At 61.4% G+C, this 24,497-nt stretch carries 12 protein-coding genes; 11 read left to right on the top strand and 1 reads right to left on the bottom strand.

Going from position 1 to position 24,497, the window contains the following annotated elements; translation table 11 throughout:
• Window positions 1-159: 159 nt before the first annotated feature.
• Together E1809_RS17165 and E1809_RS17170 are read left to right on the top strand one after the other, a co-directional pair.
• Complete coding sequence (locus E1809_RS17165; RefSeq protein WP_235835657.1) at window positions 160-3,735, top strand: SNF2-related protein; 3,576 nt, start codon at window positions 160-162, stop codon at window positions 3,733-3,735.
• Entirely contained in the window at window positions 3,725-6,898 is a 3,174-nt protein-coding gene (locus E1809_RS17170) for a sacsin N-terminal ATP-binding-like domain-containing protein (protein ID WP_133205461.1), read from the top strand. The genes E1809_RS17165 and E1809_RS17170 overlap by 11 nt, the downstream gene beginning before the upstream one ends.
• A gap of 182 nt (window positions 6,899-7,080) precedes the next feature.
• Here E1809_RS17170 and E1809_RS26770 read toward each other — a convergent pair whose 3' ends face one another.
• The gene (locus E1809_RS26770) at window positions 7,081-7,512 is read right to left on the bottom strand and encodes an RNase H family protein (RefSeq protein ID WP_165962362.1); all 432 of its coding nucleotides are present in this window, start codon (window positions 7,510-7,512) and stop codon (window positions 7,081-7,083) included.
• A 3,505-nt stretch (window positions 7,513-11,017) separates the two neighbouring features.
• Here E1809_RS26770 and E1809_RS17180 point away from each other — a divergent pair.
• The 9 genes from E1809_RS17180 (at window position 11,018) to E1809_RS17215 (ending at window position 24,414) form a co-directional block, all read left to right on the top strand.
• Window positions 11,018-13,483, top strand: a complete 2,466-nt coding sequence (locus E1809_RS17180) for a type IV secretory system conjugative DNA transfer family protein (RefSeq protein ID WP_235835658.1) — start codon at window positions 11,018-11,020, stop codon at window positions 13,481-13,483.
• Entirely contained in the window at window positions 13,477-14,874 is a 1,398-nt protein-coding gene (locus E1809_RS17185; RefSeq protein ID WP_133205464.1) for a hypothetical protein, read from the top strand. The genes E1809_RS17180 and E1809_RS17185 overlap by 7 nt, the downstream gene beginning before the upstream one ends.
• Before the next feature lie 100 nt (window positions 14,875-14,974).
• Window positions 14,975-15,499 carry a hypothetical protein gene (locus E1809_RS17190; RefSeq protein ID WP_133205465.1) on the top strand — a complete coding sequence of 175 codons (525 nt, stop codon included), beginning with the start codon at window positions 14,975-14,977 and terminating at the stop codon, window positions 15,497-15,499.
• Between the two features lie 245 nt (window positions 15,500-15,744).
• Window positions 15,745-17,868 carry an exonuclease domain-containing protein gene (locus E1809_RS17195; RefSeq protein ID WP_133205466.1) on the top strand — a complete coding sequence of 708 codons (2,124 nt, stop codon included), beginning with the start codon at window positions 15,745-15,747 and terminating at the stop codon, window positions 17,866-17,868.
• Window positions 17,869-18,280: 412 nt separating this feature from the next.
• Window positions 18,281-18,823: an RDD family protein gene (locus tag E1809_RS26775; RefSeq protein ID WP_205754229.1), complete on the top strand. Its 543-nt coding sequence runs from the start codon at window positions 18,281-18,283 to the stop codon at window positions 18,821-18,823.
• Window positions 18,824-19,094: 271 nt separating this feature from the next.
• Entirely contained in the window at window positions 19,095-20,924 is a 1,830-nt protein-coding gene (locus E1809_RS17205; protein WP_133205468.1) for a hypothetical protein, read from the top strand.
• Window positions 20,925-21,346: 422 nt separating this feature from the next.
• Window positions 21,347-22,150 (top strand): metallophosphoesterase family protein, encoded by an 804-nt coding sequence (locus E1809_RS17210; protein WP_133205469.1) that lies wholly within the window; start codon window positions 21,347-21,349, stop codon window positions 22,148-22,150.
• Between the two features lie 1,438 nt (window positions 22,151-23,588).
• Entirely contained in the window at window positions 23,589-23,915 is a 327-nt protein-coding gene (locus tag E1809_RS27105; protein WP_205754230.1) for a hypothetical protein, read from the top strand.
• A 4-nt stretch (window positions 23,916-23,919) separates the two neighbouring features.
• Entirely contained in the window at window positions 23,920-24,414 is a 495-nt protein-coding gene (locus tag E1809_RS17215; protein ID WP_133205470.1) for an HNH endonuclease, read from the top strand.
• Window positions 24,415-24,497: the final 83 nt, after the last annotated feature.

Below are 24,497 nucleotides of genomic sequence, written 5' to 3' on the forward strand. Positions count from 1 at the left end.
TTGTTTCATCCGGCCGTGAGTCATCTTTCGATTTGACGCTGTAGGAGCATCGTCCGTCGGTCGAATCCTCCCCAATTGCAGTCCCGGATCTGACCCGGCAGGTATCGTGTTGAGCACCGGCCATGAAAGGGGGAGCAATGCAGGTCCCGAGTGTTGTAGATGTCGACCTACCGCCACATCAATCAGGTGATAATCCGTATTCCGCTACTTCGGTCTGGGGAGCAGGGCATGCGTGAACACCTGACGACGCTTGCAGCCTTATTGCGCAGATTCCTGGAGAAAGAACTCCCCACACTCGGGCCGGGATGGTGGGACAAAGGCGTCCTAAACAAGCTGACGTATCAGCAGCGAGCGATGGTCGATGAGAACGGGTGGTCGAGTCTCGACGAGCTCGATGTTGCCGCTGTCCTCCGGGTCGCTGACCAGAACTGGGACCTGTTCAGACGGAGAAACATCGTCAAGTGGGACGACCGGAACTGGTTGAAGGAAGCTTCCAGCGTTCGAAACCGCTGGGCTCACGACGCTCCTGGTCGCGAGCAGGGCGCGGATCGCACCTACCGCGACCTCGATACTCTCGCCCTCCTCGCCAATGCTCTTGACCCTGGAAGTTCAGAAGCCAAGCAGCTGGCCAGTGCAAGGTCGGCGGCGCTGGCGGGACTCTCTCAACCGTCACCGGTGCGATCTGATGTGGCGCCTGCCCTCGAATCACCATCTAGCAGCTTCACACCGGGAGCAATGATCCGGGTCAAGGCGCGGCCGGAACTGACTGGTGTGGTCACCCAAGTCAACAAATCGGGCTCACAGCTCCGTCTGACCGTGTTCCATGGGCAGACGATGCAGACCTATTACGAATCACAGGTCGAGCTTGTCGAATCGAAATCGAGTGAACATCTCGGGGCCGAGGAGCTCAGCGCACGGCTTACAGCCGCCCACGTCCTCCACCCCTCCGTGAGCAGGCTCTACTCGCTCAACACCGGCCGCATCGAATACGAACCCTACCAATACCGCCCAGTCATGAAATTGATCAACGCCGACCGGCCACGTCTTCTGGTTGCCGACGACGTCGGCGTCGGCAAGACGATCGAGGCGGGGTTGATCATAAAAGAGCTACAAGCCCGCCAACGGCTCGACTCGATCCTGGTGATCTGCCCCAAACCACTGGTCGTGGAGAACAAGTGGCGGAGCGAGTTGAAGCGGTTTGACGAGGACTTCGCGCATCTCGACAGCACGACACTTCGCCATTGCATCGACGAGACACGGGCCGAGGGCCACTGGCCTTCACGATACCGGAAGGCGATACTCCCCTACTCATTACTTGACGAGAAACTTCTTCTTGGGGACAGTACACTGCGCCGACCCCGACCAGGGTTGGTCTCACTCCTACCGCCAGTCAAGTTCGACTTGGTGATTGTCGATGAGGCGCACCACGTGCGAAACAGTGACACCTGGAGCCATCGCGTAGTCAAGCACCTCCTAGATTCCGCAGAAGCCGCGGTGCTCATCTCAGCGACGCCCATCCAGACAGGCAGTGAGGATCTCCGCGCCCTCCTTCGCCTGCTCCGGCCCGACACATTCGTCGACAACCAAACGTTCGACCTCATGCGCGAGCCCAACGCGCACCTCGCCGATGTCGAGAGTGCGGTCAGAATCGCGGGAGAGGCGTGGCAGACCACTGCGCTGCAGGCCTTGACGAGGGCACTGGAGACGCCTTGGGGCAGCCGGGTCCTTCGCACCAACCCCCGTACACAGGAGATCCGAGACATCCTCGACCAAGAGCGCGTCCAGGACCACGAGCGGGTGAAGGCTCTGCGACTCGCACAGTCACTCAACACGTTCTCCGGTCTCATCAACCGCACCCGTCGCCGGGACATAGGTTCCTTCACCACACGGAAATCCGAAACTTTCGAAGTCGACTTCACTCCCGCTCAAGCAGAGATTCATGAGGATCTGCTTGACCTTGCCGGCCGGATTTCTACAAGCAAAGGTCATGGTCAGTCCCTGGACTTCGTGCTTTCGACCCTGAAGCGCCAGGCTGCCAGTTGCCTGAATGGGCTGGCGCCCTTCGTCGAAGATCTCCTCCAGCGCAAGCTCACCGCCGAGGAGCTGAGTGAGGCCGATGTTGAAGTGGACGAGTTGGATTCGTCTGCGCTGGGGTCATTTGTTGCCGAAATCAAGGACATCGCGGACCGTGCCGCTGCCCTGACTGACGACCCGAAGCTGGAACGTCTCCTCAGCTATGTCGATGAAAAGAAGCTGCTGACCAATAATAAGCTTCTCGTCTTCAGCACCTTCCGACACACCCTCGGCTACCTCCTCGGTCATCTGATGGGCCGGGGCGCCCGAGTGGGTCTCGTCCATGGGGGCGTCCCCGACGAGGAGCGACGTGTGCTCCGGGCCCGGTTCGCGAAGGACAAGAGCGACCCTGATGCCATCGACTTACTGCTTTCATCCGAGGTCGGCACGGAGGGGCTGGACTACCAGTTCTGCGACGCGCTCGTGAACTACGACCTCCCCTGGAATCCGATGCGCATCGAGCAAAGGATCGGCCGCATAGACCGCCGCGGACAGCAGAGCGAGTCGATCGCGATCAAGAACCTGATCGTCAGCGGCACCGTTGATGCAATCATCATCGAGCGATGCCTCAAGAGGATCGGCGTATTCCAAAGGGCACTCGGTGGCAGCGAAGCGATCCTCGGTGAGCTCACCCGGGAAATTCGCAAAATCGCCGACGATCTCAGGCTCACTGACAGTGAGCGAGAAGCTCGGTTGCAGCAGCTCGCCGACAATAAGATCGGCCGCGTCCAGGAGCAGGAGGAACTTGAGGAACGCGAGAGCGCCCTTTTCGGTCTCCCCCTGAAAAAGCTGGACGCCGAGGGCGTAGAGCAGGCCGCCAGCCCCTGGCTCGCGCCGGATCAGCTGACCCGCCTGGTGCAGCGCTACCTTCTTGAGTGCGGATACGACCGTGCTGACACGTTGTTTGAACGCCCCGTCGCACTGCTCCGCCCGAACAAGGACGTCCGCTCAACCCTGCACGAAGATGCCCAGGCAGTCGCGCCCGCGAGCAGCTCGCAGTGGCAGAGGTGGCTGGGCCGAGGAGTGGATCAATCGAGGAAGCTCACCTTCGACCCCAACCTGGCCGACGACGATGATGTTGAACTCCTGTCGCCTGTTCACGAGTTGGTACGGGCTGCCGCGGCCCAGCAGGAGGGCTTCGCCGCGGATACAACGGTCGCTCTGAGGGTGAGCTCGACCCAGGTTCCTTCTGGTCTTTACCCGATCTCGATTCATTCTTGGACCTATCTAGGGGCGCGCGATGACTTCGAGGTGGTAGTGTCCACGACCAATCCCACCCTTTCCGAGGAGATGGGCCGTCTCTTGGTCGATGCCACGGATTCAGCTGAACCCACGGAATGGCCCAATGCAAGCGAAGTCGACGAACGGCACTATATGGCATGGGCCGATTCGAGAGCGGCGCACATCGATCGAACACGCGGGCATGTCGAGAGCCAGTTGGCGTCCCTCTCCACGACCCACCACGCCCGGGTTCAGCTCCTTGAGGACCAGATCGGGAATGCATCTCACGAAAACATACGCCGCATGCGTGAATCCGAACTTCGATCGCTTGAGGATGACTTTGAGACTCGGAGCAAGAAACTCGAAATGAGCATCCAACGCAGCGACGTCACGGCCGCACTCCTGTGCTCCGGGATCGTTGAGGTCATTGGTGAATCCTGAATTCACGTTTGAGAGTATCGCCGCCAACGGTCGTGCGATAGTTGAGGCCCACAAGAAGAAGAAGGGCTTCGAGGAAGGCATTCGCCGGCTGCTGTCCGAGCTGTATCCCGACAATGCCCACTTTATCTATGAGTTGCTTCAGAACGCCGAAGACGCGAAAGCGACCATTGTCGAGTTCGAGTTGGACGGATCTTGTCTTGAAGTACGCCATGACGGCTCACGCGCGTTCTCGCTGAAAGACATTGACTCGATTACCAACATCGGTGACTCGACGAAGAAGGATGACCCGACCCAGATCGGCAAGTTCGGTGTGGGCTTCAAGGCGGTCTACTCGTACACGAGCCGCCCTGAGATCCGGTCGGGGACGTACTCGTTTGCTATCGAAGACCTCTTCGTCAACGAAAGGATCACAGGCGAGGCCCTGGCTGGCTGGACCAGTTTCAGGTTCCCGTTCAATCGCCCGGAAAAGCCGGCCGGAGTCGCCGTTGCAGAGGTCGCACGGGGGCTTGCCGAGCTTGATGAGAAAACCTTACTCTTCCTCAGCCACATCCGGACGGTGACATACGCGCTTCCCGATGGAACCGTTGGGATCATCGAGCGCCAGGAGCTGGACGACGACGTCATCAAGATCCAGAAGTCCGAGGGCCAGGATTTCGTCGAGTCTCACTGGTTGCGCCTTGTCGGCCCGACCAATGTCGAACACAACAGCTATGCCCCACTCTCCGTAGCGGCGGCGTTCCGACTCGAACTCGGAGAGCCGGGAAAGCTGAAGCGGGGGAAACAGAAGGATGGGGAGCCTTCAAAAAGCGCGCGGCCATGGTCCATCGTCCCCCTGGACCATGGCGATGTATCCATCTACTTCCCGGCTGTGAAGGAAACGTCGGGCCTCCGGTTCCACATTCATGCGCCTTTTGCCTCTACCGTGGCCCGGGACAGCGTTCGCGATGACCCCGACAACGTCCGGCTTGTCGAGGACATCGGGGCACTGATAGTTGGTGCCTTGCCGAGGCTGTGTAGTCAGGGCCTGATTAATGACGCCTTCCTTGAATCACTACCGAACCACGACGATCCAGTTGGCCGCCCGTATAACCTCATCCGGGACGCAATCATTGATGCGTTCAACGAGCTTGAAATTACCCCCGCGCGCTTGAGTGGATACGCCCCGGCGAGGTCACTTGTCGCAAGCCCTAGTGAATTCAGGAACGGTCTGGCTGAGGATGACCTGCCGTTCCTGTGTTGGATGGCCGACATCAAAACGGAGAAAACCCCGCGCTGGATCCGCGACCGTGATGGACGCGCCGGCAAATTCCTTGGAGGGCTCGACAGTATCGAGTTCAGCTGGCCCCAGCTAGGCGCCGTCCTGCGCGAAGCTCGCGAGCCGTTTGACCACGACGATTCTGAGTGGCTCGAGTGGCTGGCGGTCAAGAGCGACGACGCGATCACCGGCCTCTACCAATTACTTGGACGAGCACCATTTTTTCAACAGTTGAGCTGGTCCTTGGAGTCGATACCGCTCATCCGGACAGCCCGCCGGGGCAGGAGCGAGCATGTGAAGGGGCCCGACACATACCTCCCGTCCGACCGGAACGACAAAGTCCTGAATCGAGTTCGAGCGGAACTAGCGTACTTCGACGACGATGAGGGCCCACGCGCGGCCGACCTGAAGGCCTTCTATAAGGCCGCGGGGGTCCGTCGTTGGGACGAATCAGCGCGGATCGAGGCCAGGTTGGACCCCTACAAGGTCCCGGGCCGCCCCGTCCCCGACGGAGACATGACAAAGCACGTCAGCGACGTCAGGGCCTTCGTCCGGTATGCCCTCGCCCACCCGGAGGCTGCGAGACGTCTATTCCGAAACGTGTCGTTTCTCCTCTCGCTACGACCCGACGGCTCAGAGGCGTTGATCTCACCGGGCGAGAGCTACCTCGACCTTCCTTATCGGGCAACAGGTTTTTCCTCCCTGTACCCTTGGGTCCACCTGTACCAACCCACCGGACAACCTGTCCACTACCGCCAGCCGTACCCGGTGGCCGGTTACTACCTGGACATCAACGGGTTCGAGGATTTCCTCAAACTTGCAGGTTCCATCGTGAGCATCGAAATCACCCACGGCGACGTGCTTCGAAACCCTCTGCTGAGACAAGAATGGTGGGTCAAGAACCGCCACAGCGCCTACACCGAAAAGGTCGATTGGGAGATCAAGGACCTCGACAAGATCATCCGGTCAGGAGACCACGACTTGATGCATACTCTATGGCGTACCGTCGTGCAGGCCCCAGCAGAGAAGGCCGGAGCGCTATACCGGGCGAACAACAGCTCGCACCGCTACACTTTCGCCTCCCAGTTGGCGCAGGAACTCACAGCCGAGGCGTGGGTGCTCGATAGGAACGGCGACTTGCGTCTGCCCAGAGAGGTGACGGCCGACGACCTGCCTGACGATTGGGAACGACCCAACGCAGGTTCGCTTGTGCACAAGCTCGAATTCGGTGCCGACGCGGCCCAACGCCGACAAAAGGCAGATGGTGTCAGCGACTTCCTCCGGGACGAAGGCCTCGAGGATGACGGCATCGATGTCCTGCGAGAGGCCAAAGACGCAGGGCTGACCACCTCCGAACTCCGGACCCTCATCCGTGAGCACACGACTCCCCGCCGTTTCCCGGAGTCAGCCTCCGCAGACCCCAAAAGAAGATCAGCGTTGGCCTCCCAGGACGCAATCGTTGCCCCGGAGTACCGGACAGAGTCACGGCTGCGAAGCGTCGTCGACGGGCAGAGCCAGGCCGTTGCCGAATCCAGAGGCTATCTCCGCGGACAATACACGGCGGATGACGGTGAGATGTTTTGCCAGGCTTGCCATAAGCCGCTCCCGTTCAAGGTGGATGGCCAGTGGTACTTCGAATCAGTCCGCTTCGTAGACGCGCGCAAGCAAATGCACACAGCCAACGCTGTTGCATTGTGCCCACTCTGCGCGGCCCTCTACAAATACACGCGTGAAACCAGGAACGACGCCATTCTCGAGACGTTGGCGAATCTGGAGGTCGCAGAAGGCCAGGGAAATGTAGAGATTCCCTTGATACTCAACGGCAATCAGGTAAAGGTCCGGTTCACCGGCAAACATGCGATTGATCTTCGATCAGCGCTCGTCACGGCCGGAGAAGGGCGTTCATGATTGCAACCATTCCCCACCGGGCTCCTCATTGTTTCAGCCCCCTCAGGGGCTGTCTGGAGCACCATCAAGTTCACCGGGTACCGGCGGCGTGTCGTTCACGCTCCCGGGTCATGCTGCAAATTTCTGACAATCAGACCAGCACGCCATGTTGAAGCTCTTGGCTTCTTGTCGGATCGAGGCGATCATCCGGCGTTGGTCATTTCGTCGACACCGATTTCCCGGTTCCGACGTGCCAACACCGCGAGGCGGTCGGCGAGTTCGTTCAGCGGGTGCCCGTTGTGGCCACGGCCCCATTCATAGGAGATTTTTACGCCCCGGGCCGAGCCCAGGATCCGCTTGCATTCGGCGACCGAGTCGGTGTCATCGAAGGGTTGCAGGGTGCCGGTGGAGACGCGCTCCAAGACCTCCAGCGCCGCTCTGGAGTCGGTGAGGACCTTCAGATCTCCGACGCCTTCGCGCAGCACCGGGTGGTGCCCGACGGTGCACTGGAGTCCGCGGCGGATGGCCGCCAGTTCCCCGGCTCGGATGCCGCCGTGCGTGCTGACGGATGTGCAGGCGCCCAGGATCGGGTCTGCCCCATTGGAGTACGCCAGGACGTAGCCGCAGCCGTTCACGGATTTGCCCCGGCCGCGCGATGAGTCGCACGCAAGAACGAGCCAGAAGTCGGAATGATACGGGCTGCAACGACCCAAAAGCCGCCTAGGAGGAACGTCTGGGACCGGCTTCAGCCTCCCTATGCCTCTCAAGTGCAGCGATGGACCGCTGGTCGCCAGAGACGGAATGGTTGTGGTGTGAGAACTTGGGGTTGCCGGTTGCCCGCACTGTCGAGCGCATCGGCGGCACACTGCACAATTCGATGGAACGGAATAGCGTCGACCAGTTTGCCATGAGCAGCAGCCTAATAGGCAGACCGTGATCGTCGGACAAGCGCAATTCCGCTCAGGGTCGTCGCGGGCCAACGACGGTAACTCTGTTACCCGTTACCCTCGTTACCTCCGGAAGCAGGCCGGGATAAGCAATTCCGCGGATTACTCGCACTTGGTCGTTCTGGACTACCACCGAACGCCACGGGACAATGAGAACGAGAATACGGGTTTCCCTTGGCAGGAGGTGGCCGGATGCTCGTTCGTTGTCTGGCAAGAGACCGCAAGCGCACTCAGGTCGATTCGGACGTCGCACCGTCGACGCGGCCAGCATCAGTAGACCCCAAAGACCGAAGGGTCCAGATTGCCGCCGCTAAGGCGAGGGTAACGCTCGATAGGTTGACGGGTGACCAGACAGCGGAATGGATCATCGCCCTGTCCAAGGAAAAGCCCGAGTAGGAACCGGCCAACATCGCCCTGCCACAGCCCCTCCAAAGGAGAGTCCGCCGACGTGAGCGTCACATCCGAAATGAAAAACGCCGGTGGAGGCCAAAGACTCTGCCGCGGTCCAGTGCAGGAGCGCGTGATGATGCGGATGCCAGCTTCGCTTGACCGGTGATAAGTTGCAGGAACTTGAGAGCCGCCTTGGGTCACCGACGACCATGACGTGGCCCCTCGCAAAATGAGAGTGCGCAAGACACCAGCCCTAAAGCAAATGACGTCGGTTGTCTTGCTACTCGAGACTGCCACGACAACGGATGGAAGCACGACGCCGAACCGGCGTTCACTCCGCCTTCCGGACGCGGCTGATCTTCAGCGCTTGATACTTCATATGGTCTATAGCGCCGGTGATTACCCGGGGGTCAACGGTCCCTCAGCGAGGTCTGCGCTGGTCCAAACACTGGTCCTTTCAGCGGTCCATGAAAGCGGTCCATCCTTGGTCCCTCCAGCGGGTCCATCCTTGGTCCCTCCAGCGGGTCCATCCTTGGTCCTTCCAGCGGTCCATCCCTGGTCCTTCCAGCGGTCCATCCCTGGTCCTTCCAGCGGTCCATCCTGGTCCTTCCACCGGTCCATCCTGGTCCTTCCAGCGGTCCATCCCTGGTCCTTCCACCGGTCCATCCCTGGTCCTTCCAGCGGTCCATCCTGGTCCTGCCAGTGGTCCATGAAAGCGGTTCATCCTGTCCCTACGGGTTTGGTCGGCGGTGGGCCACGCCGGGGACCAAACTGAAATAGGTCACTCGTGGACCGCCCGGAGACATGCCATGCACAGAATGTCTCCGTCTATTACACGGCCCTCGATCTAGGCTCCAGTCACAAGCCGCGCCATTGCGATCTCCATCCTTGCTGACTAGAACAAGGGAGCAGCAGTCCATTGCGGCAGCGGAGGAGTTCTCCACTACACGCAACCAGAAGGTGGGGCCAGGTACGGCCGCCTGAGGCCACTGCGTCATGCGATCATCAGATGTGTGACGGCACCGGACCGAACCGCAAGCAAGGACAGGCGTCGCGCGAAGCACGCGAGGCGAATCGCCCAGGCCAAAGCACCCCTCGATGCCGCCGCCCCCGCCGGGCGATAGCCACCAACCGCCGAACCCCTCCCGCGCCGACGGCAGGTGGTGCGGTGTGTCGGAGTGGCGGTAGCCGCAGACCCGGGGCCGTCGAGAATTTTCCGGAACTGTCGGCAGGGTCGCCATATTAAGAGGACTCGGGGCTTCGCCCCTCGTCCCTTGGTGTGATCCGGTTCGTCCATCGTCCCGTCTATCGTTGTGTTCTCCGCGTTGTGGTTCTTCTTTGTGTTTCCCGGGCCTGGCGGCCCGAGCCCCCGGCCTGGCGTCCGTGAGCTCCGCGGCACGCTTTTCGCCGCGGCTGTCTGTTTGTTGTTCGTGCTTTGCTGCGCTTCGCGTCCGCGCTGCGCGCGGCCCGTGTTGTCCTCCTCTCGTTTCCCGCCGCGGTGTTCTGTCCGGGGCTCTGGCCGTGCGCGGCCGGGCCTTGTTCTTCCCGCTCTCCGGGGTCTTCGTCTCCGCTGCGCTTCGCCTCCGCCCCCGTTTCGCTGCGCGGTCCTGTTCCTGTGTCACCTGTTCACCGGTCTGCTGGGCGTTGTGTTTTTCTCAGGGCTCCGCCCTGGGCGCGGGTGGTTCCTCCATTGGTTTGTTGGTTCAGCGTTGGTGTCGCCTGCCGCGGGCGGTCTGGTGCACGGTTCGTTGGGCGTGCTGGTTTACGAAGTGTTTGTCTGTCTGTGGCTGCGCCACCGGCTTCTGCACCTGCGGCGCGGTGTGCTTCGCCGGCGTCCGTTCTTGTCATTGCGTCATCGTGATGTTTCCGGGGGCTGCGCCCTCCGCTTTTCGATTCGTTGTCCTGCCCGGTCAACGATGTGTTTCCCGCGGGGCTTCGCCCCGGGCCGGTGGTTCCTCCTCGTGTTCTTGTTCCGGCGTTGCGTGCGCCTGCGGCGGGCGGTGTGCGTCGTGGTTTCCTCTGCGGTTCACTGCAAGTTCCCAGTGGCTGCGCCCCCGTCATGTTGTCGGACCGATGACGGTCAGGTGAACGACATGGTGCCCGTGGCTATGTGCCGGCGGACGCCACGGCAGACACCCGCACCTACGTGACAAATCGTCCACGGCCATCCACCATTGCGAAGCAATACGTCCAGCGCCCCGCTGCACCAACAAGAACATCGTCACGACCCCACTTCCCGCGCCGCAGGCAGCCCACCAGGTCAGACAAGACCGAAAACCAGCCACCCACACCACCGGGGCGAAGCCCCCACCACGCCGACAACCTCCACCCACCCCCAATGTGCACCAGGCACCCACCCGCCGGCCGCAGGCCAAACCCCGTCAACACCAACTGACGAACCAACAAGCCACACCCACGAGGCACCCACTGCCCGCCGCAGGCGTGTTAAAGGCCCGCTGCAGGCGACACACCGGCGAGGACACGGCGGCACAGGATTACCCCAAAAGTTTTTGGGAAAAGTTCGGTCAAAGGCCGTCACTACTCCGAAGAAGCCGCACACAGATGAAGTAGAGGCAATAGAGCTTCTGGTCCGTCGTGAAGACACCAGAACGCTTGCGCATGACGGTCAGACATGTTCGCAGCCGTACACACGTTTTACAGGCCAGAAGCGGGCGCGGGGTTCCTCCCGCCGCGTGGGGCGATTCGGGGATTTCTACAGCGAGTCAAAGTCGGTAAAAAGCCCCGAATCCGCCTAGCCGGGTCTGCCGGGCCTCCACCCGGCAATCTACGCATGTTCCAGGGTATGGAGCAGCGTATTTTCCGGTTGGCGCGAGCCGGCGGCATCGACACAAACCCCACAACCTTCACACAGCGGGCCGGGACTTTCGCGTCCGCCGCGACCAACACCGGCCAGGCCACCCTTCTGACCCGCCGCGAGAAGACGGGGCTGAACGGCTACCTCATTCTTCCGGCCGCCGCGCTCGGAACCAACGCCCCGCTGCACCTGGCGCACACCGTCGGCGCCCGCGCCGAAGAGGCTCAGATGCCCGAGGAACTGGGCGACACCCCGGCGATCGGAAAGCTGAAATACAAGCCCTCCCCGGCGCTGCGGGAGACCCAGTCCGGCATCGACCCGACCGAACTTCCCCGGCTGCTGGCCAACGCCATGCCCGAAGGTTCCTGGGTGGCCGTGACGATGCGCAAGCCAACCAACAGGGAGCGGAAGTTCTACACGCCGTGGCTGGCCAACCGGCTCGGCACCACGGTCCCGACGCACCACTCCACGTCCCCGAACGCTGTCGTTGTCTCCATCACCGCGGGCGGATCCTCGAAGGAGGAAGTGACGTCACTGCTGTCCCAGGTCACCGCCGGCCTGCCCGGTTTCGACCTGGACTCCGGCGTGCGGTTCGCTCCGACACGGTCCCCACTGTTCCTTGGGCTTCCCGCAGGACTGCTGCTGGCCGCCGCCACCTTGTACGGTCTGCCGATGATCCCCGCCGAGTACGCCCAGTACGTTCCCACGCTGGCCACTCCACTCCTGCTTGTGCTCTCCGGCGTCGCCGCCGCGCTCGGCCTGGCCGCCCTGACCGGTCGCATCACCTCCCCGGACACGAAGCTGCGCAACTGCCTGGCCCAGCCGGCGTTCGCTGCTCCCCCGGCACGGCGCGGGCGCCCTCGGCCGCCGCGGAAAGAACAGACCATCCGCGGACACCGTAACGTCAACGGTGAGAAGATCCCGTTCGAAAAGTTCGTGACGGCTTCAGACGGCGACTACCCGCTGGCGCCGGACACCTTCCTGGTCGGACCCAACGTGGTTGTCGGCATGGTCTCCCCGCACGCCGGGGCCGTCTCCGGTGCCGCAGCGACCCGGGCCCGCGCCACACCGCCGGTGATGCTGCAGGAGATCGGCCCGCTGCTGGGCAGCAACGATGACGGATCAGCCCACCTGTCCGCGGCATCTCTCTTGTACGGCTGCGCTGTCGTGGGCAAACCAGGCAGTGGGAAAAGTCTGCTGGTCCGGTCGCTGTTCGGCTGGCACTGCCTGGAACGGGTCAACCCCTCCGGAAAGCCCGGCTACCCCGGTGCGAACAACACCCTCATCGCATTCGAGTCCAAGGGCGACGGCGTCGCCAAGTACATCCAGTGGGCTCACACCCTCGGCGACAAGATCCTTGCCATCGACGTCGCCGACGCCCGGTCGCCGGCGATCGATCTGTTTTCCGTCCCGGGTGACAACGCGGCCAAGGCGGTGTTTTTCACCAACGCCCTGAAGTACACGTTCGGTGCCGAGGCGATCGGTGTCCGGTCGTTTCCGACGATCGTCGCCGTCCTCACCGCAGCCCTGTCCGTGGACGCCCGCGTTCTGGATTCCATCGAGGACCGCGACGACCGGATCCTCAAACACGGCATGTCACCGCTCTACTACGCGTACCAGCTCCTCGCCGGAACGTCCGACAAGGTCGCTGTCCAGCTAGCCACCGGCATCAAGGCCTTGAGCATCAAGCTGCGCGAACGCGGCGAGCCTGACGAGGTCCTGGAGCAGGCGTACATCGCCATCTCCTCCCTGTTCGAGGACCGCACCGAGTCGGCCCGCCGGCCATTCCTGGAACCGCCCCGGAACAAGTTCGAGCAGCTCCTGATTCTCGAGGACTGGTGGAGCCCGTCGCGCCGGAAAGTCAGCTGGACCGACGTCCTCGAAGGCCACCGCTCCGTCGTCATCAACACCGGCTCCTCCACGTCTGGCATCCTCCTCGATGACGAGCAGAACCAGCAGATTTCCTCGCTGCTGATGTACTCGCTGCAGAACGCACTCAAGCGCACCTGCTCCGGCTGGCTGGAGGCCGGGCGCTCGGTGAGCGTCTTTGCCGACGAGCTTTCCCTGCTCGCCGGCACTTCCCCGGAAATCATCGCCTGGATCCGCGACCAGGGCCGGTCCTACGGCATCCGCGCCATCCTCGCCACCCAGCGGCCCGAGCAGTTGGGCGCGGCGCTGCGGAACAACTTCCTCACCTACTCGACGCTGATCTCCTTCGCCCAGACCGACGTGGCCACGGCAGCCGAGGTCGCCGCGAACGTCGGCTCCAACGGTGAATGGACAACCGAAGACATCCAGCACATTGAACCGTTTCATGTCGTCGTCCGGGCGGAAGTGGACCAGCGTCGGCAGTCCGCGTTCATCGTCAAACTCCCCAACTTCGAAGCCGATATGTCCTCCTACGCCACCGCGCAGGGGTACACCCACGAACCCGCAGGAGCTTATCCGTGGTAGCCGTAGCGCCCGAACGCCGCATCATCGAAGACGGCATCCACGCCGAGATGATGCCCTCGGCAAACCCCGACGATGACCTAGCGATGCACAACCGTCGCGACCCTTACTGGGACCGGCTCTGGGCACCGGGTTCCCAGGCAAACTGGGTCACCGGCCCGATGGCCAGGCACCACAAGAAGGAGGGGCTCAGCCCGGTCAACGCCAAGCTTCTCCTGAACGAGGACGAGGCACTGCGCATCGCCACCTCCAACCGGGGACGCACAGAACGCCTTGCTGCGTGGGGTGTCCTGGACTCCTGGCGCACCGTGTCCGCGGAACAACTCGCAGCCCTCACAGGGTGCCGGTATTTCCTGGACCCCAACTACTCTTCGATGGCTGCCTCGTTCTCCCTTGACCTGATCGATGTCGGCACCTACGCGAACAAGCTGCGGCTCAACCCGGGGATGAACAGCAGCGTCGTATTCCGCATCGCGAACTCCGAGGCGTTCGGCAAAGTCATCGAGCCGACACTCACCGGCCCGGAATGGCTCAGTGTGACCGCCGGTCACCCGTGGTCCACAGGCGGCCAGTACGACAGGCACAACGTCCTCTCGACCGAGTTTGGCCTGCGCGCCGCGGAGTACCTGGACATAGGTGCGGTCCTGGGCGAGAAACTGTCCTCCGTCGACTTGCTCGCCGGCTCCGGTCTGGGCAAGAAAATAGCCCGCCCCGATGGTCGCCGCGCCGACGGGACCATCGTCCGCAACGACGGGTTGCGCATTGCCTTCGAGCTCACAGCGACCGCATCTCCTGCCTTCGAAAACAAGGTGCGTCGCTGGGCCCAAGTCATCGCCGAACGACCGCTGGAAACCTCAGGCCTGACCGTCGTGTTCATCGCCGCCCCACACCCGGACCGCTCCCGTCGCACCAGTACCGACCCCCGCCACGAGATCTACCGGACCCTTGCAAAGGTCCTGAGGGAATTCCCCGGCCGCGGCCAGGACTCCCCCGCCGCGCGAATCGGCATCGCCCACTGGGAGGAATGGTTCCCGGACCGGCACCTGATAAGCGAAGCATTCCTCAGCTTGAAGGCAGACTTCGCCATCAACGACGCCACCGGACCGGACCGGTGGGCAACCCGTGGGATGCTCACCGACTACGCCTTCGAGCCCTGGTGCACTTTCGACGCGACCGCCGTCCTCGAGAACTCCAGGCTGCTCGCCGCCACCCCGCACTGGATGCGCAAGGGCGACCACACGCACCTGATCGGTTCCCCGATGGACCGGGCCGGCGTCAACGTCCCGCACCCGGCACCGGCCAAGCCGCACCTGACCAAGGGCCGGCCGCTCGGTGCCGCGGTCGGTAACGGTGGCGACGCAAAACTACCTCGCCGTCTGCGTACCGAATGGTAAATCTCAAGGGGCACTTCACCTCAAGGGCGTACTCGGCACTCTATTTTTGTTCCAGGCAAGGTCCGTACGCTGATGCGACGTCGACGTACTCGGGGGGATCATGGCCTCAAACCGTTCCAATCAGCGCCGCACCATCGTGCTGGACCGCCACCGCTGGGCGAAGTGGATACAGGCAAGGGGTTGGACATTGGCGCTCCCCCTGATGATGGTGGCATTGGCAGGCTGCGGCGGCGCAAAAGCAGCTGATGCCTCAACCCCTACCCCGTCGGTCGCAACCTCGTCCGCGCCTGCCGAGTCGCTGGTCCAGCAAGCATTCCGCTCGTGCCATCTGGACAATAGCATCTTCGCCGACTACGCCATCCTCGGGGATGGCGGTTACACGATAACAATGAAGGGCGAGCCGACGAATCAGAGCATTTCCGATTATGGCAAAGTTATCGGCCTTACGTACACAGAAATTATGTGCGAGCTCAAAGCTGTTGAGGTGCCGGACAGTGTGGTGAGCCAGATGAATGCAACGCGCGCTTTGGACGGCATGCAGAGGGCGTCCTGGAACAAGATGTCTGCGTCCTGGACGTATCATCCGGACCATGGACTGCAGGTGATTCTGACCGAGTCGAAGTAGGAAGTAGATCTTCCAGCCGCAGTCAGCTCCGGCCAAACGGCACCTGACCAAGGGCCGACCACAGTCCCCGGGGTACTCGGTGCGTTATCGCCTGGCTTGCCTGAGATTGGCATTGCTGACCTGGCGATCAACATCATCTGGGTCTCGTCATGCGGAGGACACAGCGAAGAAAACCGCCAGCCGGGACGCCAAAGTATTAGCCTGAGGGATACGTGAGGGCTGGGGGCCAGTTGTTTTGCAAAAGCATGCGGATCGAAGACGTCGCAGCCATGCTGCACGGCAAGCGCGAATTTGTCTGCATCGACCTGGAAACGACAGGCATCAGCACTCCGCACAGCAGGATCATTGAAGTCGCCGCGGTCCGGTTCAACAGCCAGGGCAAACTGACCCGCGAATTCTCCAGCCTGGCCTATCCCGGCATCGGTTACGTCCACGGTGCAGAGTTCGTCCACGGCATCCGTCAGCACGAAGTCGAAACGGCTCCCCCGATCGAGAACGTCTTGAAGGATCTGCTGGACTTTGTCGGCGACCGGGTTGTCGTTGCGCACAACCTTCCCTTCGAAAACAGGTTCCTCACCTTCGAGCTTGGGAAGGCACAGATCCTCCCGCAAGACCTGCTCGGCTCCTGCACCTACTCGGCAGCCCGTCGTCTGGTCCACACGGGAACCAACCATAAACTCGCGTCACTCGCTCAGCATTTCAGGATCCGCCAAGCGACATCGCACCGCGCCTTGCCCGATGCAAGAATCGGAGCGCAGCTGGCGTGGGAACTCGTCAAAGTTGCCAGGTCCAGTGCGGTGGCAGTCGCGGCCAACACAGCCCGGGGCCGCTCGTCGATGACGAACCAGGCACCCGCCCCTTCAAGGCTTGCCTCGGTCCGGGCCGGCTTCCGGCCCAAATGGGCGCCAAGTGCCGAACAGAGAACCATCCTCGACGCATTCTTCGGCCAAGGTGACATCAAGATCCTTGCCGGGGCCGGCACCGGAAAAACCACAACCCTCCAATTGCTCGCCAACTCCACGAAGGCAAAGATCATATACTTGACCTTCAACAAGTCGACCGCCGTCGAGGCCAAGGACCGGTTCGCCTCCAACGTCTCCGCCACAACGATCCACGCCTTCGCTCACAAGGACCTGACCGCAAAAGGGCACGGAGCTTGGCTTGGACGACTGCGGCTCGGCATCGAACCGATCTCAGTGACAGCCCGCCGCCTCGGTGCAACCGAACCAGGGCTCATCGAAGCGTTCGCAGGCCCAAGAGCTGCCCGCGCGATTGACCCCTACGACCTGACCAAAATGGCTGTCGACACCGTCACCAACTACTGCCACAGCCCCAGCCGGAAGCTGCTCGCCCGCCATGTCAGCACCGGCAGGGCAAACGCCGGCTTGCGCTCATCCATGGTTCCACTCATCCTCATGATGGCCGAAGAGCACTGGGCACACATCCGGGACAAAACAGTCAGGGACATGCCCATCACGCACGATCACTATCTGAAGGACTGGCTGCTGACCGGGCCGGTGATCGGACGCAAGGGCGATGTCTTGTTCATCGACGAAGCCCAGGACCTCAGCCCGGCAGTCACTCACGCCATCCAGGCACAGAAACACCTGAAAAAGGTCTTCGTCGGAGATCCCAACCAATCCATCTACGGGTTCGCCGGCGGCAAGGACGCGCTAGCCACGATTCCAGCCGCCCATACTCTCCCCCTCACCACATCCTGGAGATTCGGGGAACACGCCGCGGACATTGCCAACAGTTGGCTCCGTTCACTGAAGGCACCTCACCTTGTCCACCCAAATCCTCTACTGATTACATCCGTCGGTCCGTGCGAAAAGCCTGACGCCGTGCTTACCCGAACCAACGCCACAGCGGTCTGGGAGCTGATGGAGCTGCAAAAACTTGGCAAGCGCCCAACCCTCAGGTGTGAACTCAATTCGATCGCGGCTCTCATTCGCGGGGCCGACGACCTGATCAACGGGCGCGGCTCCAGCCACCCCATGCTCAGGCAGTTCGGCTCCTGGGGCGAAGTGCTGGAACATGTCCGCTACGATTCCAGCGCCCAAGAACTAATGACATGGACAAAGCTGATTGAAGGCTACGGCACTGCGGAACTAAACCGGACCATTACCAGCGCCTCTGCAACCGTGGACGGCGCCACGGTCATTACGACAGCCCACAAGGCGAAAGGCCTTGAGTGGGATTCGGTGCGTATCTCCGACGATTTCGCGGAGATAATCGCACGAACGTTCTTGGGCGGAGACAAAAACCAGATCGCTGAGGAAAAGAGACTGGCGTATGTGGCGGTCACGAGGGCACGGAAGCATCTGGACCCGGGACCGTTGGCTGGATTCGCGGACTTCCTGAGCTAGCGCAAAGTACCCTCAAAGCCGGATGTTCAGCACTGCGAGCGGCAACGGCGGACGCGAAACTCCCGGCCAGGATCCGCATCGAATGGTAACAGGGAATATTTCCGGTCTTCTGCCAGTCCGCATGCGTGTCTCCCCGGCTCTCAGCCTGTTCGCTGTTCAGCACTGGTATCTTCATTCCGGTGCGACACCTCGTCGCGCCACCGGCTGTTCCCCGCTCGGAAAGGAACGCTGGAACGGCGCGTCCTTTCCGAGCATAAGACAGGAAAACGGCATGATCGACAACGGGGCAGATCTTCCGCCAACCCCAGGCCGGTTCTGCAGTAACTGCGGTGCACCAAACCAGATCGGGAATTACTGCACGGTCTGCGGACAACCAACGGTCTCGGGGACCCACGGATTGTCGATACCACCGATGACCTTTACCGCCGCCGGACCGCAGCCGGTCAGCGGTCAACCGAACGCCACACACGGAGGCTATGTCCCGGTGGCTGCAGTAGCTCGTCAGGTTACCGAATACGTTGAAGTTGCCGGCCACGGGGTTTTCCGGCTCACCCCCGTCCCCAAACGCGCACTTGCCCGCATCGTAGACGGCCTCATTATCGTCATCGCTTTCTTCCTTCTGACCGGTTTCTTCTTCCAAAGCGGGCTGATCCTCGACCTGATCCTGATTGCGCTGATGGCCAACCTCTACGAGTTCCTCATGGTCGGAATCATCGGGCGCACGGTTGGCAAGATAGCCATCGGGGCTCGCATCATTCGTTCGGCCGACGGCACCAAACCCAAATTCACAGACTCTTTCATGCGATGGCTGCTCCCTGGCGTAGTTGGCCTGCTACCCATCCTCGGTGCCTTGGGTAGCCCGCTAGTCCTCATCTCACCCGTTTTTGACTCCTCCGGTCGTCGGCAGGGCTGGCACGACAAGATCGCCTCCACTCTCGTCGTTCAGCAAGTCTGACTCACATCGGTGTGATCACCGCGTACCTTGGTTCCAGCAACAGCCCCTCCTTGCCTGCTCGTCCTATTGCGTTCGGAAGAAGTCAACGGCAGTGGCGAAGGCTACCGTTTCGCCCACGCAACGAATGGTGAACGGTGGTTCCACCAATTCGAGTAGCGCCACTCTATTCAAAGGACCCCGGCAGTCCTAACCTCACTTCATGGTGCGCAGTGTTGGGGTTCTGCTTGTCCACGGCATGGGGGTCCAGCCCGAGGGTGACACCTTGGCTTACATGGGCGATCCTTTGCTTACATGGGCGTCGTCCTGGCTGGCCGGGCATGGAGGTCATGGGTATGTCACCGAATGCAGCAGAACGTGCCGCTCTTTGGAGTCCGCACCACGACATGTACATGCCCGGTGGGTTCTCCAAGAAGACAAGGCCGGGCAGGAAGCCGTCGACGTCTTGATCGCGGAAGGATGGTGGGCCAACCTATTCGACGCACCATCCGCATCGAGGATCTCCAATTGGATCACCCCGCTCATCTGGGGTGTCGGCTGGCGGGGCTTTCTCGGGGCAGCACTCATCGTCGGTGCAGTGATGGTCGGCGCCGAGTGGTTTTCCGGCGACTGGGGAGCATCACTCGCACTGGGCACAGTCTTTGCAATGACCCTCTGCATTCTCGTTGCGTTGCTCCCGGCTGCCCTCCTGCTGGTTGGCAAGCTGCCAGGTAAGATCGGCGACGCTTCCGCTGGATTTCTCAACTTCCTCGTCCTCTGGGTCGGCGACGTCATGGTCTACCAGCAAAACCCCCGCAATGCTTTCGCCGCAAAGCAAAAGATTGGACGTGACCTCCGCTGGCTCACAGCCAGGACCGAGAGCACCGTCATTTCAGCACATTCCCTCGGTTCGATTCTGACCATTGATGCACTCTCGGAGTCCAGTGATTCCAAGGTCAAGTTCCTTGCAACTTTCGGTTGCCCAATCAAGCTTCTCAAGCTTCTCAAGCGGGGCAAGCACCAATTCCTCAGCCGCCTCAATAATGTCGACCGCGCAACCGGCTGGGCCAACTTCTACGATCCGTTCGACTTCATCGGTGGCCGAGTCGACAACAAGCACGGCTTCCCATACAACCTCAAGGTCGACAACGGACGAGGCTTCCTTGGCGCTCACGGAGGCTATCCAGACAACGCCGAACAATTCCAGGACGCTCTTTACCGCTTGATCATCTTCGACCAAGCCGCGCAGGTCGGCGGCACCAATGCGCCCGGGAAACCGGGAGAGCGTGACGGCAAAGAAATAGAGGTAGAAAACAAGAACCTGATCTCGGCCTTCAGGTCCCGCTGGTGGCGGTTCTTCAACGGGACCGCCTTCATGCTGCTCTCCCTCCCCTCTGCAATGGCGGGCGCATACATGCTCGTCGAACAGGGCTGGGCCGGTAGGGTCGCTGACTTGGTCAACGCTCAGAAGTACATCCCTGGCTTCATCAGGGATACCATCACTGCCGCTGCAGTGCAGGGCGATCCCAAGCAGCAAGCGGCCGGCAGTGTGCTGATCTGCCTCGCCGCCACCGCGGTGTTAGCCGTCTTTGTTCTGTGGCTGGGACACCTGGTGCTCAGAAGCTACGAGGCCCGTTCAGAAGCAGCTGTGGCAGCCGGCGGCTCCCCGTCGATTACACGTTTCAAATGGTTTTTGGCCGGCCTTTGGGCAATTTGGTTACTCACCCTGCTCTGGGCGTGGCTGTACACACAAGTGCCCCAGAAAGTGGGACCAAGCCAGATAACAACCCCGGGTCAGGAAAATACCCCCGGCCAACTCTTTACGCTTATCATTCCGACTGCCGCGGCTATGGCCATAATCGGCGGACTCATGTTCTTGGCTCGTCATCTTCGACACTTCGCCCTCGATTCAGAGGCGCAAGGGAAAGCCCGGCTTTCGATGGTGGGTAGCGCCCTGGGCGATCCCTTCATCAGGACCAATAACAAGTACCAGCGAGGCGCTGGCAGACCGAGAGCCGGCTCTGACGACGCCACGCACACGGCAAGTGTAAGCCGGTTCCGGCGGCAAACCCGCAAACGCAGCGGCGAAAAGAGACGTTCAGGCAAGAGCCACACCGGTCGATAGAACTCTGTTGTTGGCGTCCATAACCTGAGTCACAGCACTCGCCCTAGCGGCTAAGGTCGTCGAGCCGGCATGAGAGCACTGTCACCTCTGTCGGCTCCAGGTTGGTTGTCGGAAACCCACGCGATGACCGCATCGAAGCGATACAAGACGTCCCCATCCAAGACCGGATCCGACGGCGGTCGATGCCGCTGCTGCGGCCACCGATTGAGTTCATTCTTAATTCAACGATGACTCATTCGCCTGCGGCAGCCCGCACCCCGTGGCCGTGTTGCCTACGCATGTTTCTGGGTATGAGGGAAAAGAATCTGAAAGAACGAGTCCTAGATCAGTGCGCCAAGGACAAGAAGGCATCCCGTCGGCCCGGAAGCCCAGACAGCAGCGGCGTCTGTCAGGGCACAGGGTCGTTCTCGTAGGCTGAAATCATGGAAGAGTCCACACCACTCGCAATTTTCGGCGACTGGCATGGCGATGCGGTCTGGGCACTGACGGCCATTCGTTCTGCTGCTCGGGAAGGTGCCCGCACCGCCATACACGTTGGGGACTTCGGATTCGACTGGCCCGGCGCAAAACGTGGGCGATATGAGACCAAGCTGTCCAAATACCTCGTGAATATGGGCCTCACCCTTATCATTTCCGGCGGCAATCACGATAACTGGGACACGATCGCAAGGCTTGCCGTCGACACCGATGGGTTAGCCACGGTCCGCCCAAACATTCGTATCCTGCCCCGGGGCGGCCGCGCCCAAATTGAGGGGCTCACCATCGGTGGCTTAGGCGGCGCGTGCAGCGTCGACTACCAGCACAGAACCGAAGGGCGTGATTGGTGGAAAAACGAGGAACCGACGCCAGAGGAGGCCGCCGCGCTCGTAGCAGGCGGTCCGTTAGACGTCCTTATCACCCACGACGCACCCGCAGGGGTGCCGATCAAGGGTGACTTCCAACTCAGCGATCAACTGGCCGAGAAAGCGAACAAAACCCGCGACCTCCTCAGAGAAGTCGTGGATTCATTGAACGTCCCGCACCTGTTCTGCGGACACTGGCATCAGCGCCGCACGCACGAGCTAAGACACCCAGGCGGAAGCAGTACTCGTGTAGACGTACTCGATATGGAATACTCGCGCCACGGCAACGGTGTCCTCGTTTGGCCGGGCGTGCCGCCCCTGCGCATCGAACCACTCGAAATCCGAGGGCCTAGGCCAAATGACTCGCCGACAGGCATGAACTAACTTCTTTGCTCCTGCCCGTTCCGCGGAGCCCTCATTCGTCGTCTTCGCCTGCTAATCGCAGGATCTTCTCGGGCGTATGCCGGCCCAGTTTCTCATCGAGGGCTTTCTGTAGTCGCGCACCGGCGCGCCGGACGTTTCGAGACCGCCTAGCCGCGTTGTTTATCTCCCGTTGAGTCTTGCTCCGTGGCAGCGGCACGAGCAATGCCTGCGGGCTTCCCTGTCGAGACGGGCGATAGCTTCCTCCACCCAGCCCGGTCATAAAACCGGTTTGCCCTGCTCCGCGGCCAACTCAACCACCCACTCAGGAGTTGGGCCCCTTCCCAGGCTGCAATCAGTTGACAGGCGCAGACGAACCGCAGCACGCTGCACCCGCCGATACGACTCAGCGTTCCTCGCCAATTCGTCGAGAGATAACCTCCGCGGATCCGCACGACCACACGGACACAAATCATGGCATGGCACCCTGGCGTAACCCTGAAATGAGGTGTCCGGGGCAGCGTGACGCCCGGCCATCAGAACGCCCGAAGCCAAGAGCTACCGACCCGCTCCAAACGATCCGCGGCGCCAAGGAGCGTCCACCCCCGACAGGCGTATCCCCCCCCGGCGACCAGCAATTCAGCAATGTCTGCCATGGGTCGATTCTAGGCCCGTGACGTGTGATCGTCTCTCTGTTGGGCTCACCGGACCAGATGTAGGAACAGCCGAGCGATTCTCCCTGTCCCGCACTTGGTCCACCGGTGGTCCATTTCGTCGTCCACGGTGGTTCCATTGGGTGGTGCACACGGACGGGTCCCGACACTGGCCTGTCCTACATTGTCCGTACTACGATCCAGATCAGGTGGGCCGTGAATCCTGGTTGAAACGAATGTCTTTCCGCTTCCAAACCGACAGCCCAAGGGTGGCGTTGCGATCCCTGACGCTCGACCTTGTCTTGGTGGCCACAAGGGCACTCTCGTTCCCCGGCCTCATCCAGTTCGCCCTGTGAGTCGGTGCCGTGGCATCTGAGCAGCGTTCGATGGTTCACCGGTGCAAGGCAGCACCCGCGGGTTACTGGCTCGTCTCGCGGACCAGATGGACCACGGGAAGAGCCGGTGGACCACTTCTGGTGGACTACGAAAGGACCACAGATGGGCTGCGGTGGACCACTTAACAGACAACACGTGGACCACCACCGAAACAGGTGCAGAAGTTGCCCTTCGAAGATCCGGGAACTATGAGCAGGAAGTCCAAGGCACGGCCCGAAGTAGCGTGGAATAGTTGTAACAGCCAAATCCCCTGTATCAAAGACGGCACCAGCGGCTCCGTGCCGATTGGCCGTGCACCTGCCGTTTCAGATGTTCATCGCTCTGGGACTTGTGGCCGCATTCGCCACCTTCGAACACGTAAGCCAGACGACGAGTCAAACTACTTTGTCGTACCACCCGTTTAGCATGCTTCCATGGTTCACGAAGTGTCAGACTCGCAAGACGGATCCTTCCGGATTAGGACCGCCACGGGGTCTCTGTATCTCTTAGAGATGGAGAAAAGACTGCTCACCCGATTTGCCGCGGCGGTTGAACCCACTGTGGATCACTTAGACATCGGGACAAGCATCCTGAGGCGTGACGGGCGATCGATCCACATCCGCAAGGTCATACATCTCGTCGTGGGGCAGCCTTCGCGCTTCTTGCTGCAGGTTCGGGCAGACGATCCAACGATTCCCACACTGCGAACGACGAGCCGCGTAGTTGAAATAACTCTTCTGGCCGACCTGAAAGAAGACTGACGCAATGACAACGCCGGAGGAATTCTATTCCTACTACACCCAAGAAGGCGGGGCAGGCTGGTTTGCCCGCTTGGGGGAACTACGCCAAGCCATAATTCGATGCGACGGACCTGCCGTTCTGGACATCCTCCGGTCCCGATGCATCATCGACCCCGACGACCCGGGCGGCTGCTGGATCTGGACCGGCGCTAAACGATCAGGGTACGGCTACATCGGCCGTGGACCCACCAACAGACTCGCGCACAGGATCAGCTGGGAGGCTGCCAGACAGTTTACCCAACATCTTGGCTCGTTGAGCGTGCACCACAAATGCGGACGGCGGCTATGCATCAACCCCCAGCATCTTGCGGCGGTAACCCATCTGGAGAACACGGCTGAGATGCTGGGGCGGCAATACTACGAAGCCAGAATTTCGGCGTTAGAAGATGCCCTCCGCGTATACGACCCCAAGAACAAGCTGTTGACCAGATTGCCTAAGCCGCTACCGCCAGAAGAATGAAGTCGTCGGACACGACCCTCTACCTTCCGGTGTCCGCCAGCGCCGTGCGGCAGGGTCCTCGGAGCTCGAGGACATTCAGGAGT

The organism is Arthrobacter terricola, assembly GCF_004354015.1.
Lineage (GTDB): Bacteria > Actinomycetota > Actinomycetes > Actinomycetales > Micrococcaceae > Arthrobacter > Arthrobacter terricola.

What these genes read in the sequence shown, in the direction of transcription:
- E1809_RS17165 (WP_235835657.1), top strand. Translation starts at nt 160, where the DNA reads ATGTCGACCTACCGCCACATCAATCAGGTGATAATCCGTATTCCGCTA.
- E1809_RS17180 (WP_235835658.1), top strand. Translation starts at nt 11,018, where the DNA reads ATGGAGCAGCGTATTTTCCGGTTGGCGCGAGCCGGCGGCATCGACACA.
- E1809_RS17190 (WP_133205465.1), top strand. Translation starts at nt 14,975, where the DNA reads ATGGCCTCAAACCGTTCCAATCAGCGCCGCACCATCGTGCTGGACCGC.
- E1809_RS17195 (WP_133205466.1), top strand. Translation starts at nt 15,745, where the DNA reads ATGCGGATCGAAGACGTCGCAGCCATGCTGCACGGCAAGCGCGAATTT.
- E1809_RS26775 (WP_205754229.1), top strand. Translation starts at nt 18,281, where the DNA reads ATGACCTTTACCGCCGCCGGACCGCAGCCGGTCAGCGGTCAACCGAAC.
- E1809_RS17205 (WP_133205468.1), top strand. Translation starts at nt 19,095, where the DNA reads ATGGGCGATCCTTTGCTTACATGGGCGTCGTCCTGGCTGGCCGGGCAT.
- E1809_RS17210 (WP_133205469.1), top strand. Translation starts at nt 21,347, where the DNA reads ATGGAAGAGTCCACACCACTCGCAATTTTCGGCGACTGGCATGGCGAT.
- E1809_RS27105 (WP_205754230.1), top strand. Translation starts at nt 23,589, where the DNA reads ATGGTTCACGAAGTGTCAGACTCGCAAGACGGATCCTTCCGGATTAGG.
- E1809_RS17215 (WP_133205470.1), top strand. Translation starts at nt 23,920, where the DNA reads ATGACAACGCCGGAGGAATTCTATTCCTACTACACCCAAGAAGGCGGG.